14 protein-coding genes are annotated in these 16208 nt (G+C 61.6%); 10 read left to right on the forward strand and 4 right to left on the reverse strand.

The window, feature by feature from the left end; all coding sequences use genetic code 11:
• The first annotated feature begins 196 nt into the window (after positions 1-196).
• From P6U28_RS05155 to P6U28_RS05200, 10 genes are all read left to right on the forward strand, one after another.
• Entirely contained in the window at positions 197-1972 is a 1776-nt protein-coding gene (locus P6U28_RS05155; protein WP_407121862.1) for a thiamine pyrophosphate-requiring protein, read from the forward strand.
• A complete protein-coding gene (locus P6U28_RS05160) occupies positions 1972-3078 on the forward strand; it encodes an enolase C-terminal domain-like protein (RefSeq protein ID WP_407121863.1) in 1107 nt (368 codons plus the stop codon). Before P6U28_RS05155 ends, P6U28_RS05160 begins: the two co-directional genes overlap by 1 nt.
• 188 nt (positions 3079-3266) lie before the next feature.
• A complete protein-coding gene (locus tag P6U28_RS05165; protein ID WP_407121864.1) occupies positions 3267-4040 on the forward strand; it encodes a hypothetical protein in 774 nt (257 codons plus the stop codon).
• Positions 4033-4683: a gluconate 2-dehydrogenase subunit 3 family protein gene (locus P6U28_RS05170; RefSeq protein WP_407121865.1), complete on the forward strand. Its 651-nt coding sequence runs from the start codon at positions 4033-4035 to the stop codon at positions 4681-4683. Before P6U28_RS05165 ends, P6U28_RS05170 begins: the two co-directional genes overlap by 8 nt.
• The gene (locus P6U28_RS05175; protein WP_407121866.1) at positions 4673-6352 is read left to right on the forward strand and encodes a GMC family oxidoreductase; all 1680 of its coding nucleotides are present in this window, start codon (positions 4673-4675) and stop codon (positions 6350-6352) included. Before P6U28_RS05170 ends, P6U28_RS05175 begins: the two co-directional genes overlap by 11 nt.
• Before the next feature lie 50 nt (positions 6353-6402).
• Entirely contained in the window at positions 6403-6798 is a 396-nt protein-coding gene (locus P6U28_RS05180; RefSeq protein ID WP_407121867.1) for a PPC domain-containing DNA-binding protein, read from the forward strand.
• A gap of 1 nt (position 6799) precedes the next feature.
• A complete protein-coding gene (locus tag P6U28_RS05185; RefSeq protein ID WP_407121868.1) occupies positions 6800-7180 on the forward strand; it encodes a sensory rhodopsin transducer in 381 nt (126 codons plus the stop codon).
• 32 nt (positions 7181-7212) lie between these two features.
• Positions 7213-8274 carry an SDR family oxidoreductase gene (locus P6U28_RS05190; RefSeq protein WP_407123203.1) on the forward strand — a complete coding sequence of 354 codons (1062 nt, stop codon included), beginning with the start codon at positions 7213-7215 and terminating at the stop codon, positions 8272-8274.
• Positions 8275-8276: 2 nt separating this feature from the next.
• Positions 8277-10088: a glycoside hydrolase family 15 protein gene (locus P6U28_RS05195; protein WP_407121869.1), complete on the forward strand. Its 1812-nt coding sequence runs from the start codon at positions 8277-8279 to the stop codon at positions 10086-10088.
• A gap of 302 nt (positions 10089-10390) precedes the next feature.
• Positions 10391-10990 (forward strand): Crp/Fnr family transcriptional regulator, encoded by a 600-nt coding sequence (locus P6U28_RS05200; RefSeq protein ID WP_407121870.1) that lies wholly within the window; start codon positions 10391-10393, stop codon positions 10988-10990.
• Between the two features lie 253 nt (positions 10991-11243).
• Here the strand turns inward: P6U28_RS05200 and P6U28_RS05205 are convergent, their stop codons facing one another.
• The 4 genes from P6U28_RS05205 to P6U28_RS05220 all read right to left on the reverse strand — a co-directional run bounded on the left by P6U28_RS05205 (position 11244) and on the right by P6U28_RS05220 (position 15422).
• Positions 11244-12089, reverse strand: coding sequence for a carbohydrate ABC transporter permease (locus P6U28_RS05205; protein ID WP_122404573.1), 846 nt, complete (start codon positions 12087-12089; stop codon positions 11244-11246).
• A gap of 1 nt (position 12090) precedes the next feature.
• Complete coding sequence (locus tag P6U28_RS05210) at positions 12091-13020, reverse strand: carbohydrate ABC transporter permease (RefSeq protein WP_407121871.1); 930 nt, start codon at positions 13018-13020, stop codon at positions 12091-12093.
• A gap of 16 nt (positions 13021-13036) precedes the next feature.
• Positions 13037-14065 carry an ABC transporter ATP-binding protein gene (locus P6U28_RS05215; RefSeq protein ID WP_407121872.1) on the reverse strand — a complete coding sequence of 343 codons (1029 nt, stop codon included), beginning with the start codon at positions 14063-14065 and terminating at the stop codon, positions 13037-13039.
• 127 nt (positions 14066-14192) lie between these two features.
• Positions 14193-15422 carry an extracellular solute-binding protein gene (locus P6U28_RS05220; RefSeq protein ID WP_407121873.1) on the reverse strand — a complete coding sequence of 410 codons (1230 nt, stop codon included), beginning with the start codon at positions 15420-15422 and terminating at the stop codon, positions 14193-14195.
• Between the last annotated feature and the right edge of the window lie 786 nt (positions 15423-16208).

Consider the following 16208-nt stretch of genomic DNA (forward strand, 5'->3'; position numbering starts at 1 on the left):
CCGTCGCATGTCTGATTTCTCTAGACCTGCGAAGTTGTCCAGCGCGACGAAAGATTGGCTCTGTCCGCTAACGTACAATGCAGCGAGTTTTCCTGGCTCTGAGCGAGCTAAATAAGTCGTAACGGTGCAACGTTTACGGAGAGTGCACGTTGGCTTCTCGTGCGAGTTTCGTCGCGCCGTCATCGAGATCAATCCAATGAACATCAGCGAATTCGTTTGGCATCGCCTGTCCGAATGGGGTTTGAAGCGCGTCTACGGTTATCCCGGCGACGGAGTGGGCGGCCTCGACGTGGCGCTTGAGAACGTCAAAGACGTGATCGAGTACGTCCAGGTCCGCCACGAGGAGATGGCCGCTTTCATGGCCTCTGCGCATGCCAAGTTCACCGGCGACGTCGGTCTTTGCTACGCCACCTCCGGACCGGGAGCCATCCATCTTCTCAACGGTCTGTACGACGCCAAGATGGACCATGTCCCGGTCCTGGCTCTCGTCGGTCAGCAGGCACGCAGCGCGATCGGCGCGAGCTATCAGCAGGAGGTCGACCTCCAGACCCTGTTCCAGGGCGTGACCGAATATGTCGCGATGGCGAGCGTTCCCGAACAGGTTCGTCATCTCGTCGACCGCGCGGTGCGTATCGCGCACACCAAGCGCGCCGTCACTTGCGTGATCCTGCCAAAGGACGTCCAGGAGCTCGACTATCAGGACCCCCCAGTTGCGCATGGCGCCACCCACACCGGCGTCGGCTATGCCGGTCCAGCCAAACTGCCGGATGAGGCCTTGCTTCGTGACGCCGCCGAAGTTCTCAACGCAGGCAGTAAGGTCGCCATACTCGTTGGCGCCGGCGCGTTGGAGGCAACGGACGAGGTAATCGAAGTCGCCCAGCGCCTGCAGGCCGGAGTCGCCAAGGCCCTGCTCGGCAAAGCGGCGGTGCCGGACGACCTGCCGTTCGTCACCGGTTCGATCGGGCTGTTGGGGACGCGGCCAAGCTGGGATCTCATGAAGAACTGCGACACGTTGCTGATGGTAGGCTCCGCGTTTCCCTACAGTGAGTTTCTGCCGAAGCCAGGGGACGCGCGCGGCGTGCAAATCGACATCGACGGCAGCCGACTGAGCCTGCGCTATCCTATGGAAGTCAATATGGTTGGAGACAGCGCGACGACGCTGCGCGCCCTCTTGCCGCTGCTCTCGCAGAAGAAGGAGTCGTCCTGGCGCCGCGACATCAAGAAAGGCATGGCCGATTGGTGGGACACGCTGAAGGAACGAGCGATGAATTCCGCCGAACCGCTCAATCCGCAGCGGGTGTTCTGGGAGTTGTCGCCTCGTCTGCCAGACAACGCCATCATCACCGCGGATTCCGGCTCGGTAGCCAATTGGTACGCGCGCGATCTCCGGATGCGGCGCGGCATGAAGGCGTCGCTCTCGGGTGGTCTTGCGTCGCTCGGCGCCGGGACGCCTTACGCGCTTGCAGGCAAGATGGCCTATCCCGATCGCACCGTCATCGCCTGCATGGGCGACGGCGCGATGCAGATGAATGGTCTCAACGTCATGATCACCATTTCCAAGTACTGGAAGCGCTGGTCGAACCCGCGACTCGTTGTGCTGGTGCTCAACAACCGCGATCTCAATCAGGTGACCTGGGAAGAGCGCATCATGCTCGGCGCCGGGAAGACCGAGTCGACTCAAAGCATTCCGGATTTCTCCTATCATCGCTACGCCGAGCTGCTCGGCCTGAAGGGCATCTTCGTCGACAATCCTGATCGGGTCGGCGCGGCATGGGACGAGGCGCTTGCAGCGGATCGCCCTGTCCTCCTCGAGGCCTATACCGATCCCAACGTGCCGCCGCTGCCGCCGCACATCACGCTGAAGGATGCCAAGAATTTCGTCAGCATGATCCCCTCGGAGCCGGAGCTGGGAAGCGTGCTCAAGAACAGCGCGAAGGAATTGCTGACGAGTGTTCTACCCGGAACAGACTGATGCGGTCCGAGGTCCCAATCCGTAGCGTGCGCGCCGAGGCCTATAGGGTGCCGACCGATCGTCCTGAAGCGGACGGCACCATCTCCTGGAACTCCACCACCATCGTGCTCGTCGAGGTCGAGGGTGGAGGACAGGTCGGCCTCGGTTACACCTATGCAAGCGCCTGTATCGTCGGGTTGATTCGGGACAAGCTCGCTGCTGTGATCGCGGGTCAGGATGCCCTGGCACCCGCGTCCTGTTTTGGGGCCATGCAGAGGGCGGTCCGCAACCTTGGCCGCGAGGGCCTCGCGGCAACCGCGATCTCCGCGGTCGATACCGCGCTGCATGACCTCAAGGCGCGTCTGTTCGATCAGCCGCTCGTCGTGCTTCTCGGTGCGCACCGCACCTCTATACCGATCTATGGTAGCGGCGGCTTCACAACCTATTCCGACGCCGAGCTGGAGCAGCAGCTCGGAGGTTGGGTTGCGAAGGACGGCTGCGCATTCGTCAAGATGAAGATCGGATCTGAGCCTGGGCGGGATCCCCATCGCGTTGCGGTGGCTAAGCGCGCGATTGGCGATGCGCTGTTGTTCGTGGACGCCAACGGCGCCTGCACCCCTAGGCAGGCGATCCGGTTGGCGAACATCTTCGCCGAGCGGGACGTCAGATGGTTCGAGGAGCCGGTATCGTCCGACGACCTGCCTGGACTGGCGATGGTGCGGCAACATGCACCTTGCGGAATGGACGTGGCCGCCGGCGAGTACGCCTACACCGTCGACTATGTGCGCACCATGCTTGCCAGTGGCGCGGTGGATGTGCAGCAGGCGGATGCGACGCGATGCGGCGGTTTCACCGGCTTTCTCGAAATCGCGGCGTTGTGCAATGCCTTTCACGTCGACCTTTCTGCTCACTGTGCGCCGGCGCTGCATATGGCTGTCGCCTGTGCCGCGCCCCGCATCCGTCATCTCGAATGGTTTCACGATCACGTCCGCATCGAGCACATGCTTTTCGATGGCGCGCCGCAGCCCCGTGACGGCCGAATTAGCCCCGATCTGACGGTGCCGGGGAACGGGCTGATCTTCAAGCGCGCCGATGCCGCTGCTTACGCCGTATCGGAGGCCGCATGAGGCTGCCGGGAGAACGCGACCTGATCGTGATGGCCGGAATCGCGGGATTCAGCATGGCCCTTGTCTCAATGTTATCGGCCGCATCCGCGCCGGCTGCCAGATCCGACACCCGTCTCGCGCCCCGTCGCAATCGCTCCAGCCAAGCGCAAACCGTCGAAACGGCGCGAAAGCTCAACCGGGCTGCAGGAATGCTCGCAGCCTCGGTGCTCGCCGACTCCAGCGTCGAGCATTACCGCGGCTCGTTCAAGAACAAGGCCATGTACACGCCGCTGCTTGTTTCTGCGCTGACGATGGCGACGAGCCTGCATGGGACCGCTGACATGCGCCCGTTCGCGCACAAAGCGCGCGATGCCACTTACCTGCTGGCCGCGGCGACCGGCCTGGTCGGTTCGGGATTCCATCTCTACAACGTCGGCAAGCGCGTGGGTGGCTTCAGCTGGCAAAATCTATTCTACGGGGCGCCGCTCGGAGCGCCGATGGCGATCCTGCTGTCGGGCCTGCTCGGCTTCTGTTCGGAACGGGTGCGTCAAGCGGGGCGAACGCGTCCGCGCATCTTCGGTCTCCCGGCGGGACGTGCGATCGCCGCGGTCGCGGGCGCAGGTCTGCTCGGCACGACCGGCGAGGCGGGCCTGCTGCATTTCCGCGGCGCCTATCATAATCCCTTCATGCTTCTGCCGGTGACGCTGCCACCGATCGGCGCAGCGCTGCTGCTCTCGGCAGCCGGGGACCGTTCCGGCAGGACGCATCGCGTCGCCCGCTGGTGGATGCGTCTGCTGACGGCCATGGGTCTGGCCGGTGTCGGCTTCCACGCCTACGGCGTGTCGCGAAACATGGGTGGCTGGCGCAACTGGAGCCAGAACATCCTGAATGGACCGCCGATCCCCGCGCCGCCCAGCTTTGCCGGCCTCGCACTTGCCGGCCTTGCTGCACTCGGTCTCATGAGGGCGCATCCTGATGCATGAAAGTCGCGACCGCTATCCCGAATATGACGTTCTCGCCAAATGGTCGGGTCCATCCTGGAACGACAAAACGCGCGAGGTCATCGCACGGCGGCTGTCGATAGCGCCCGAGCCGCGTTACTTCACGCGGGAGGAATACGAGACCGTCGTGGCGATCGCGAACCGCATCGTTCCGCAACCGCGGGACCGTCCGCCGGTGCCGATCGCCGCGCTGGTCGATCGCAAGCTGGACGATCTGATCATGGACGGCTTTCGCAGGCCGGGCGTGCCCCGAGATGCGGATGCCTGGCGGCTGGGGCTTAAGGCGCTGAATGCCGAGGCCTCGGCCGCGTACGGCCAGCGCTTTGCAGCGTTGCCGGAGGGCTTGCAGGACAAGCTGCTTCGTGCCGCCGAGCATGGCGAATTGAAAGCGGCCGAATGGTGCGAGTTGCGCTGCAAGGACTTCTTCAAACATCGCATGGGACGGGACATCGTGCTCGCCTATTACGCACACCCGACAGCGTGGAGCGAGATCGGCTGGGGCGGTCCGGCAAGTCCGCGCGGCTATGTGCGTCTCGATCTCGACGAGCGCGATCCCTGGGAGGCGGCCGAGACGAAGGACGGCCATGATGCTGCAGCGCGTCGGAGCAATCGCCGTGTCCGATGATCCCCTCCATGTGCCGCGAGCGTGTGACGGCCGGGCGCCGGACGTGTTCCGTCCGGGCGGCTGGGTCCAGATGCGGCAATATCGCGAGAACGAGCCGGTCGATTTCGCCATCGTCGGGACGGGCGCGGGCGGCGGCACGCTCGCCTGCAAGCTCGCCGAATACGGCTTTTCGATCGTTGCGTTCGATGCGGGCCCCTATTTCAGGCCGCTGGAGGATTTCGCCTCCGATGAATCCGAGCAGACCAAGCTCTATTGGACCGACGACCGTATCGTCGACGGCGCCAATCCGCTGCAACTCGGCAGCAACAACAGCGGCAAGGCCGTGGGCGGCTCGACGGTGCACTTCGCAATGGTCTCGCTGCGCTTCCGTCCCGAATGGTTCAAGTCGCGCACCATGCTCGGTTATGGCGCCGACTGGCCGCTCGATTGGCGCGAGATGTGGGACTATTACACCGAAGTCGAGCAGGCTCTGAAGATATCGGGTCCGGTGACCTATCCCTGGGGCCCGCTGCGTCCGCGATACCCGTATCGCGCCCATCCTTTGAATGGCGCGGCGCGAGCGCTGGCGAAAGGTTGCGAGGCGTTGGGGATCAAATGGACCGAGACGCCGCTTGCGACCCTATCGGCGCCCCGAGGTCTGGCCCATCCTTGCGTCTATCGCGGTTTCTGCGTCACCGGCTGTTCGACCAACGCCAAGCAGAGCGCGCTGGTTACCTGGATTCCGCGCGCGATCGCCGCAGGTGCGGAGATCCGCGATCTCGCGATGGTCGGTCGCATCGAGGTTGAGCCGTCGGGGCTGGTATCGGGGGTTCATTATCATCGGGACGGCGCATGGCGCTTTCAGCGGGCGCGTAACGTCGTCGTCGCGGGCTATGCCATCGAAACGCCCCGACTTCTCCTGAACTCCGCGACACCTCGCTTTCCGGACGGCCTCGCCAACAGCTCGGGCTTGGTCGGGAAGAACCTGATGGCGCAGTCCAATCAGGCGGTGTGGGGCCGGCTGGAGCACGAGGTGCGCTCCTACAAGGGGCCGCCGTCGCTCGCCATCACCGAGCATTGGAACTACGAAGACAAAGGCAAGGATTTCTTCGGCGGCTATTCCTACATGAGCCAGGGTCCGTTGCCGCAGCTCTGGGCGAATACGCTGTTCAGCGCTCGCGGCCTGTGGGGCGACAGACTCGTCGAAGCCATGAAAGACTACAATCACGTCGTCGGTCTCAAGATCGTCGGCGAGATGCTGCCGCAGGAATCCAACAGGGTGACGCTGGCCGACGAGATCGACCAGTACAGACTGCGGATCCCCCGGGTCACCTATTCCTGGTGCGACAACGACAAACGCCTGATCGATCACTCCCTCAAGTTCATGAGGCGCGCCCTCGAGGCGGTGGACGCAACCGATATCTGGATCCAAGACGACGACACATGTCATCTCAACGGCACCGCGCGGATGGGGAGCGATGCCCGCACCAGCGTCGTCGATGCAGACTGCCGCAGCTGGGACATTCCAAACTTATGGATCTGCGATGGCTCGGTCTTTCCAACCGTGGGGGGCGCCAACCCCTCGTTGACGATCCAGGCGATCGCCTGCCGCACGGCTGATCGCATCCGTGCGCTCGCGCGTCAAGGATCGATGCGGCGCGCGAATATCCTTTCAATGCAAAGAGGATGACAATGAGACACAAAGTTCTGAGCAAGAACGGAGCCCAGCGGACTTTGGCCTTGGTGCTCGAGACCGGCGAAGAAGCGATGAGCTGCCTGTCGTCCTTCGCGATGGAGCAACGGATATCGGCGGCACAGATCACCGGAATCGGAGCCTTCAGCGAGGTCGTCCTGAAGTACTTCGACTGGGAAAGGAAGGAGTACTTGGACAACCGTGTGGGCGAACAGGTTGAGATCGCTTCTCTAATCGGCGATGTCGCCCTTGATCCCTCAGGCGAGCCTTCCGTTCACGTTCATCTGGTGGTCGGCAGGCGTGACGGGACTGCACTTGCCGGACATTTGGGGTCGGGCGTGGTGCGCCCGACGCTCGAGATCATCATGGAGGAAAGTCCGACACATCTGCGAAAGAGGCACGATCCAGAGAGCGGATTAGCCCTGATCAGGCTGGAGAAGTAAGATGCGAAAGATTGGCTGCACGGTCTGGGCCATCCCGGAAGGCTACATTCCCGGTAGCAGCGTCAGCGACGCGCATGATCTCGTCTCCCACGAAGCGGCGTGCTTCCTGAACCCGGGGGACCGGGACGTCGAGGTGAAGATCACCTTGTTCTTCGAGGCGCGCGAGCCGGTCGGTCCATATCTGGTCACGGTACCTGCCAAACGCACTCTCCACATGCGTTTCAACGATCTGACTGATCCGGCGCCAGTGCCGCGCGACACGAGCTATGCTTCCCTCATCGAGGCGAGCGCGCCCGTGGTCGTTCAACATACGAGGCTCGATTCCCGCCAGCCCGCGATGGCGCTGCTTACGACCATCGCATTTCCTGCCGCCCAGACATAGACCAGCACAGAGGGAGTCCAGGCATGAATGACTTGCCGGTCAAGCCGACCACGGTGGTCGTGATCACCGGAGCGTCCGCAGGTGTTGGCCGTGCGGTCGCCCATCGATTCGCGCAGGCAGGCTTCTCCATGGGGCTCATCGCCCGCGACGCGGGGGCTCTCGAGGAGGTGCGAGACGAGGTCGAAAAGCTCGGAGGGACGGCAATCGTACTCGCCCTTGATGTGGCCGATGCGGGTTCGGTGTTTGCCGCTGCCGACCGCGTGGCCGGGATTTTCGGACATATCGACGTGTGGGTGAACGACGCAATGGTGACCGTCTTTTCGCCGACGTGGAAGATGACGCCGGAAGAATTCCGACGAGTGACGGAGGTCACTTATCTCGGCTTCGTTCACGGCACGATGGCGGCGCTCCGCCACATGCGGCCGGCCAATCGAGGATCGATCATCCAGATCGGATCGGCGCTGTCGTATCGCGGCATCCCGCTGCAGTCCGCTTACTGTGGAGCAAAGCATGCAATCAGAGGCTTCACGGATTCGCTTCGTGCCGAACTGATCCACGAACGAAGCCGGATCACGCTCACAATGCTGCAGCTCCCCGCCGTCAACACCCCCCAGTTCGACTGGGCGAGAGCGCACATAGCGCGAGCTCCAAGGCCTGTCGCCCCGGTGATCGAGCCGGAAACCATCGCGGAGGCCGTCTTCCGGGCGGCTTGCAAGCCGGCCCGCGAGTATTGGATCGGCTTGAGCACCCTGAAGGTCATTCTCGGCAATATGCTCGTGCCGGGGTTGCTGGATCGATATCTGGCCAAGGTTTGTGTCGATGGCCAGCAAACCGACGATCCTATCGGTCCCGATCGCGCCGACAATCTCTACGAGCCAGTGCATTCGCTTCACCGCACGCGCGGAAGCTTTAGCGCTGAATCCGCGTCCTCTGCCACAATGTCCTTCGGCACGCTCGATCGATGGGTGCCGTACGCGGCCACGTTGTTGGCAGGAACACTGCTTGGGGGGCTGTTGGTCTGGAGAACGAAGCTCAGCGGCCCGAGCGCAGCTCGTTTGCAACAGCGGCGCAGCAACGGGCTGGAGGCGCGCTGATCGTGCCCAGATTGATCGAAGACTACGGGATGATCGGAGATGGCCAGACCGCCGCGCTCGTCGATCGCAAAGGTTCGATAGATTGGTTGTGCTGGCCTCGATTCGATTCCGATGCTTGTTTTGCTTCACTGTTGGGTACCTCCGCGAATGGTCGCTGGAAGGTGGCGCCAAGCACGTCGTATCGCTGTACCTGTCGCCGCTATCAGGCCGATACCCTCATCCTTGAGACCGAACTCGATACGTCTTCGGGATGCATCAGGCTGGTGGACTTCATGCCTGTTCACGATGGGGCTTGCGCCGTCATAAGAGTGGTGCAGGGCCTTCGAGGGAAGGTGCAAGTCCGAAGCGAGCTGGATCTTCGCTTCGACTACGGATCGTTGCGGCCCGCGCTCGAGGTCGAAGACGCGCGAGCGGTCGCGTTCGTCGGACCGGACCTGGTCGTCCTGCATTCACCGACCCCGCTCCGACGCGAGAACTCCAGCGTTGTGACCGAGCTGGAGGTGAACGAGGGACAGCAGGTCGATTTTTGCCTGAGATATGGTCCCTCCAGGACTGATCCGCCGCCCCCATTGGGGGCGAAAAGCAGCTTGTCGTCAACTCAGCAATACTGGCGCTCCTGGATCCAGCAATTCCGGGTTCAGACGAAATGGCCGGATGCAGTCCGCCGATCTCTGCTGACCTTGAAGGCTATGATCTTTCGCCGGTCGGGGGGCATCATCGCCGCGCCGACGACTTCTCTTCCGGAGACCCTGGCGGGCGATATGAATTGGGACTACCGCTATTGCTGGCTTCGCGACGCGACCTTCACTTTGAGTGCGCTTCTGGACGCCGGCTATCATGAGGAAGCCAAATCCTTTCGGGATTGGCTTCTCAGAGCGGTCGGCGGCGAGCCGGACAAGATGCGGATCATGTATCGCGTCGACGGTTCAAGACGCCTCGAAGAATGGGTTGCATCGTGGCTGCCGGGATGCAACTGGGCTGAACCGGTCCGTATTGGCAACGCTGCCGCCTCTCAGTTCCAGCTCGACGTCTATGGAGAGCTGGTGGATTCCGTTTCCGCGGCTGCGAAGGCAGGGATCAGCCCGTCCGAGCGGGAGGTCGCGCTGATCACTTCCGTCGTCGAACACGTGGAGCGGGTTTGGGAGCTTCCGGACCACGGGCTATGGGAGCTCAGGGGAAGACCGCGTCACTACACCTATTCGAAGGTCTCCGCCTGGGCCGCCGTCGATCGCTTCGTTAGGCGGCCAGACCTCCATTCTCTTTTCGACGCAGGTCAGCTCGATCGGATGCGCGCGCTGAGGGACAGAATGCATCGGGATATCTGCGATCGGGCCTTCGACCCCTCACTCGGCACGTTTGTCGCGTTCTACGGCAGCGAGAAGGTCGACGCGAGCCTACTGAATCTTCCCCTTGTCGGCTTTCTGCCGGTGACGGATGAACGCGTCCGCGAGACCATCGCGACGATCGAGCGCGAGCTGGTTCAGGACGGTTATGTGCACCGCTGGGGGCCGAAGGACGAGGTTAGGGAAGCCGCCTTCCTCGCTTGCAGTGGCTGGCTCGCCGATTGCCAACTGATGCAGGGCAGGAGGGCCGAGGCCGAGAGGACTTTTCAACGCCTTCTCGATGCAGCGAACGATCTCGGCTTGCTGTCAGAGGAATACGATGTGCATGCGGGACGGCTTGCCGGCAACTTCCCCCAGGGGCTCAGCCACCTCGCGCTCGTGCGTACGGCCCTCCGCTTCGACGAACAAGCCTCCGATCGGGGAGAGGGGCACGACATCGCGGCTACGGCCCATCAGGGAGCGGCGGGATAACAAGCCCAGCAGGACATCGACAAGCTTCACCCTATGGCTCGTTCACCTCTCGCCGGGAGCACCGGCCGACGCGTGCTATCTCGGCCGACATTGGAACTTGCTGCATCCCGTTCTGTTTGGATTCCCGACCTGGTCGTGGAACAGGGGAGATGGTTGGCGATACTCAAAGTTCAATTCGGGGGGGCGCGGTCCGCAATCGGCTTCTACGGCTCATTCCAAATCACGAGCTTTCGGAAGTGCTGACCAGATCAGACTCGGTGCGGATCTTGCCCCGCCAGATCCTGCATCATTGGCGGTTGCCGATGGATTACGTCTATTTTGTAGAGCACGGATTGGTCTCGGTTTCCGCACGGGTAGATCAGGATCGTTTCATCGAGGCTTGGCTGATCGGCTCGGAGGGGATGATCGGCGCCCCTCTGGTTTTGACCGAGATTGATCAAACCCCTCCCCACCGCAGAGTCGTGCAAGTTGCCGGAACCGCCATAAGGATGTCGGCACGTGAATTTCTTTCCATTTTGCCACAGCTCCCCACCCTAAGGAGGGTTCTTCTCAGATATATTGACGTGGTGTTGCTGCAGACCTCGCAATCGGGCGTTTGCAATGCCGTGCACCCCGTCAAGCAGCGGTTGGCGCGATGGCTTCTTGTGGCCAGCAGCGCTCTCGAGGAAGACAAGTTGCCGCTCACCCACGAAGTCTTAGGGCATCTTCTTGGGGTTCGACGGGCCAGCGTGACGGAGTGCCTTGAGGCGCTCGAGAAAGATGGGTTGATCCGCAGTTCGCGCGGGCTTGTGTGCATCCTCAACTTTCACGCGCTGCGGCAAGTCTCCTGCACGTGTTTTGACACGATCGCGAGGGAATATCGAAGACAGTTGAATCCGGATGAGGGTATTACAACCGCTTAAGCGGCCTCTCCATAGCGCCTATTCTCGGCGACCGGTTCGTCGTCGGTCCTTAAGTCAAAGTTTGATCTCGCAAATGTGCAGCCGGGCACCGGCGCATCGGGCCAGGATGCTCAAGCGCCCTGCATGGCCTTTTCAACTCGCTGTTCCGGATGCATTGCCCTTGTCCATAAATAAGGAGGAGGGTTGGCGGCTGCGATCTAAGGCCGGTAGCGCAAGGCATCGGTGGAAGCCGCCCTGCAATCACGTGGTTTAGCTATTTGACGGCGCCTCCGGTGATGCCGGCGATGAAGCGATCAAGGAAGAGATTATAGGCGATCGCCACTGGAACGGCCGCGATCAAGGCGCCGGCCATGATCTCACCCCAGAAGAACACGTCACCGCGGATCAGGTCGGTCGATACGCCCAGCGTGATCGGCTTTTGGTCGGACGACGAGATGAATGTCAGGGCGTAAACGAACTCCTGCAGGGTCAGGGTGAACGTGAAGATCACCACCGTCAGGATCGCGGGGAGCGACAGGGGGACCGCCATCTTGATGAAAGCGCCAAACACGCTGCAGCCGTCGACAATGGCGGCTTCCTCGATCTCGATCGGCAGCGCCTTGAAGAAGCCCATCAGCAGCCAGGAGCAGAATGGGATAGTGAAGGTCGGGTAGACCAGCACCAGCGACCACATCGAGTTTTGCAGGCCGAGCTCGGTGACGATCCGGGACAGTGGCAGGAACAACAGCGTCGGCGGCACCAGGTAGGTCAGGAAGATCGCGATCCCGAGCGCTTCGCCCTTGCGGCTGGTCATGCGGGCCAGGCTGTAACCGGCCGGAACCGCGGTCACGAGCGTGATTGCGGTGACGCAGACGCCGATGATCAGTGAATTTGACAGCCAGCGCGCGAACAGCGTCTCCTTGAACAAGTACCGGATGTGTTCGAGCGTCGGTGGCTCATTAAACCAGAACGGAATGTTGGTGATGTCGTAAAGGTCGCTGTTCTGTTTGAAGGCCGTGATCGCCATCCAGTAGAACGGAAACGCGGCCAGGATCACGAAGAACGCGACGCCGAGAGAAAACCCGGTTACGCGGAGAGAGCGGGCAAGAGGCTCGGGCATGTCAGATCTCCCGGCGACGGATAAAACGCAGCGTGAAGATCACCACGACCAGCAGCACCGGCAGCATGAACAGCGAAATCGCCGCGCCGTGCGCCACGTCGCCGGAAACGATACCGGTCTGAAAACCTTCAAAGCCCAGCACCGAGGTCGCGCCGCCGGGGCCGCCCATGGTCAGCAGGAAGACGATGGAAAGGTCAGTGAAGGTGAATACGATGCCGAAGATCAGGCCGATGGCCACCATCGGCAGGATCATCGGCAGGATGATCTGGTAGTTGCGACGCCAGAAACCCGCACCGTCGACTGTGGCGGCGTCGATCACGTCCTGCGGAACCGCGGTGATGCCGGCGAGAAAGATCACGATGGCGAAGGGAAAGAAGCGCCAGGCGTTGATGATGATAATGCACAACATCGCGAGGTATGGATTGCCGAGCCAGTTCGGCGCCTCCTCGCGCGTCACGAGACCGGCCGCAATCATGGTCCAGTTGATCACGCTGTAAAGCGAATCGAACATCCATTGCCAGGCAATGGTAGCCAGCGCGACCGGCACCGCAAAAGGCAGGATGATCAGCGCTCGCACGATCTTGCGGCCGGGGAAGGGTTGCAACAGCAGGAAGGCCCCGAACTTTCCGAGCACGAGGCCGAGCAGCTGCGAGCCGAACGTAAAGACGAAGGTGTTGCGCAGCGTGTCGAGGAAAGTTGGATTCTGCAGGATCTGCTCGAAACTGGCCAGGCCGACAAACTTCCAGGTTGGGTTGTAAATCGTGTAGGCGCTGAGCGAGTAAAAGACCGCGAGGAGGAGCGGCAGCCCGACCAATAGCAGGACGTAGAGGATCGCCGGCGCGACCATGACCGTTTCGAGCACATCGCGTCGATCCAGGACAAAGCGAAATCGTGAGATCGGTTTGGCAACAGGTTCTGCGATGACAGCCATCTGTGACTTCCGGCCCTCAGTGACGAGTGCTACGATTGCCGCTGGCCTCGAAGCGGCGCAGCTCGCTGTTTTTCACGGCAAAGCGATGCCACTCGCCGGGGCGAACGCTTCCTTCGGCGACGTGGGCCGGCGGCAACTTCGCCGTGATCGGCTGCTTCGAATCGAAGCCATCCATCACGCCGTAAACGATGCGCTCGGACCCGAGATATTCGGAGCGGTCGACGCGAAAGGAAAACTCGGTCACCCCGTCGTCTTCGATCATGTCCCTAGGCAGGAAATTCTCCGGCCGGAAGCCTAGATAGCCGCCGCCATTGCAGGTGACGATGTTCATCGGCGGTGCGCCGACAAAGGTTGCGACAAAAAGATCGGCGGGATCCTGATAGATCTCGATTGGCGTTCCAACCTGCCGAACCCTTCCATGGTCGATGACCGCGATGCGGTCGCCCATACCCATCGCTTCGACCTGGTCGTGGGTCACGTAAATGGTGGTGAGGCCGACGCGCTGCTGAAAATTCTTGATCTCCTGGCGAGCCGAGGTGCGCAGTTTGGCGTCGAGATTGGACAGTGGCTCGTCGAGCAGAAGCGCGGTCGGTTCGCGAACGAGAGCGCGCGCGAGCGCCACTCGCTGACGCTCACCGCCGGAAAGCTGGCGTGGCCGCCGGTCGAGAAGATGGCCGATGCCGAGCAACTGCGCGGCCCACCCGACCTTCTTCTGGATGTCCTGGGAGGGCATGCGCTGCGTGCGCAGCGGGAAGGCAATGTTGTTGCGGACTGTATAGTGCGGATAGAGGCCGTAGCTTTGGAACATCATCGCAATGCCGCGGGCGCGGGGCGGGATGTCGTTGACGATATTGCCGCCGATCAGAAGATCGCCGCTGGTCTGTTGCTCGAGGCCGCAGATGATGCGCAAGAGCGTCGTCTTGCCGCAGCCCGAGGGGCCGAGCAACACCATGAACTCGCCGTCCGGCACCCTCAGCGAGATGCCGTTGACGGCGTTGATTTCGCCGAAGGTCTTGACGATATCCCTGGTCAGTACGGCTGCCATCGATCCTCCCGAAGTTCATGTATTGCGCCCCGACGATCCGTCGCTGGGACAGGGCGCGTCAGTCGTGTTTGCCAATGAACGCGGCCGGGTCCCTGAGCGCAAAGTGGGGCTCCGTCCGGACACCGCCTCAGGCCTTCTCGTGCCATTTCTTGAAGATGGCGTCAGACTGTTGGTGTGCCCATTTCACCGAGTCCTCCGCGGACATCTGGCCGCTCGCCGCCTTAGCCATCATGTCGCAGATGACGAAGTCGTTGTAGACCTCGTCGACAGCAGGCCAGGATGGGCCGGGATATCCCGGGGAGGCCGACCATTGCTCGGAATCCTGCAGCACCATAAGTTTGTCTGATGGTGTCGAAGTCGGATCGTTCGAGAGGATCGGCATCGGCTTCGGCACGAGGTTTGCGAAGCAGGGGTTATTGTAACCTTCGCTCGCCTTGAATGCCTCCGGCCAATGATCAGCGTAATATTTGAGGAACTCGATCGCGCCCTCCTTGTTCTTGGCGAACTTCCAGATGCCGTAGAATTCGGAAGCCCCACCCATGATCTGGCGGACCGGTCCCTTTGGCGGAGCAATCACGAACGTGTCGTCGGCCCCCTTCGTGTTTGCCTTCTGGAACGTCCTATAAGCGGAGATCGGATTGACGATCAGAGAGCCGATGCCCGAAACAAGGTAGCGATTATTGCTGGAGTCGTCCCACGACAGCACTTCCGACGTCATCGCCTCCTTGTACAGCGCAGTTACGTATTTAACGGCTTCGACCGTTTCCTTGCTGTTGAGCACGACGTTCTTGCCTTCGGCGTCCTGAAGGGCACCGCCAAAGCTCCACAGCAGCCCGCGCCAGGTCGTGTTGGGGTCGTTGCTGTGTCCAAGTGAAATGCCAACCGGGTGGCCTTTGGCTTTCAGCTTGGCGCCGCCGACGCGAACATTGTCCCACGTGTCCGGCTTCATCCCGATCTCGTCCCACATGCTCTTGCGATACATGGCCGGGAAACTGATGTAGAAATCGGGAAATGCAGACCAGGTCTTGTCGCCTTGGTTATAGCCGATCTGCCGGCCGATCGTGCTGACCTTGCCGTATTTCTTCTCGGTCGCCTCGACGAGGCTCGTCACGTCGACGAGGAATCTGCGGTAAAGATGCGCCCCGCCTGCGCCATTCCAGCCGAACAGATCGTGACCTGATTGGGCCGAGGCTTCCGCGGCCGCCCGCGCAGCGACGTTGGCGACCGGGATGTGGTCGACGGCGACTTCGACGTTGTTTTTTGTGCCCCAGTCCTTTGCGAACTGATCGAACCATTTGTCGTACTCTGGAACGAAATGGCTCCATTGGACGATCGACAGTGTCTTCGTGTCCGCCATTGCGCGGGACACGAATGGAGTAGAAAGCATCGGGGCCGACCCAGCCGCAATGAGGGTAAGACCTGCCTGCTTTAGAAAGCGGCGCCTTCCAATACGCGGTCTGTTGTTCGTGTTCATTTGGGCTCTTCCTCGAATTCGAATAGGGACTTTGAGAGAGCAGCCGAACAGTGCTATCGTCGTTCTGAACGGTGCTCCAACATGGCCACGATCGCTGCGTTGTTTCGGCCGTATTAGCCGCCAGAGCACGTCCCATCGGGGTGAGCCGACGACCATACCTGGCGAAAAGTCAGCGCCGACAAGGCGATGTCTTGATCTGAGTAATAATTCGCTGGAAACGAAAGTGGATTGGTCATTAGGCGAATGTTCGGCGCAGCAAAAAGCAAAAGCTCGTACGTTCGCGTACATAGAGCCGCCCGCAGGGCGCAAGCGGAGCTGCTGGCGGCGGTCACAGCCGCTCGCAGCCTCGCTCTTGCCCGCTCAGAAAGATTGCTAAACGCTTCTCGCTGCTTAACGACTGGCCCACGTCGCTTCCGAGGTCGTTCCATCAAGTTCATGAGCTGCAGCAGAACGCCGGCAGAGACGCTGATGCATCCTGCGGATTGAAAGCGCCAGGGGCGGCCGCTGGCCGGTTGGATGGAAGCCACGTTCCGACCAGCCTCGGGACGCGCCACTGTGCAGCTCGGCTCGCTAAAGCGCGCGTACGTTTTCGTACCGTCAGCGGTAATGTTAGCCGAAATGCCAATGGTGCCGCAAAATCGAGATCCTAAAGTTCGGCGTTGGGAGGCA

This window comes from Bradyrhizobium sp. STM 3561 (assembly GCF_045571455.1).
Taxonomy (GTDB): Bacteria; Pseudomonadota; Alphaproteobacteria; order Rhizobiales; family Xanthobacteraceae; genus Bradyrhizobium; species Bradyrhizobium vignae.

Coding starts and splice junctions, on each gene's coding strand:
- P6U28_RS05200 (WP_407121870.1), top strand. CDS start 10,391: ATGGATTACGTCTATTTTGTAGAGCACGGATTGGTCTCGGTTTCCGCA.
- P6U28_RS05165 (WP_407121864.1), top strand. CDS start 3,267: ATGCTCGCAGCCTCGGTGCTCGCCGACTCCAGCGTCGAGCATTACCGC.
- P6U28_RS05210 (WP_407121871.1), bottom strand. CDS start 13,020: ATGGCTGTCATCGCAGAACCTGTTGCCAAACCGATCTCACGATTTCGC.
- P6U28_RS05215 (WP_407121872.1), bottom strand. CDS start 14,065: ATGGCAGCCGTACTGACCAGGGATATCGTCAAGACCTTCGGCGAAATC.
- P6U28_RS05185 (WP_407121868.1), top strand. CDS start 6,800: ATGCGAAAGATTGGCTGCACGGTCTGGGCCATCCCGGAAGGCTACATT.
- P6U28_RS05155 (WP_407121862.1), top strand. CDS start 197: ATGAACATCAGCGAATTCGTTTGGCATCGCCTGTCCGAATGGGGTTTG.
- P6U28_RS05220 (WP_407121873.1), bottom strand. CDS start 15,422: ATGGCGGACACGAAGACACTGTCGATCGTCCAATGGAGCCATTTCGTT.
- P6U28_RS05170 (WP_407121865.1), top strand. CDS start 4,033: ATGCATGAAAGTCGCGACCGCTATCCCGAATATGACGTTCTCGCCAAA.
- P6U28_RS05205 (WP_122404573.1), bottom strand. CDS start 12,089: ATGCCCGAGCCTCTTGCCCGCTCTCTCCGCGTAACCGGGTTTTCTCTC.
- P6U28_RS05160 (WP_407121863.1), top strand. CDS start 1,972: ATGCGGTCCGAGGTCCCAATCCGTAGCGTGCGCGCCGAGGCCTATAGG.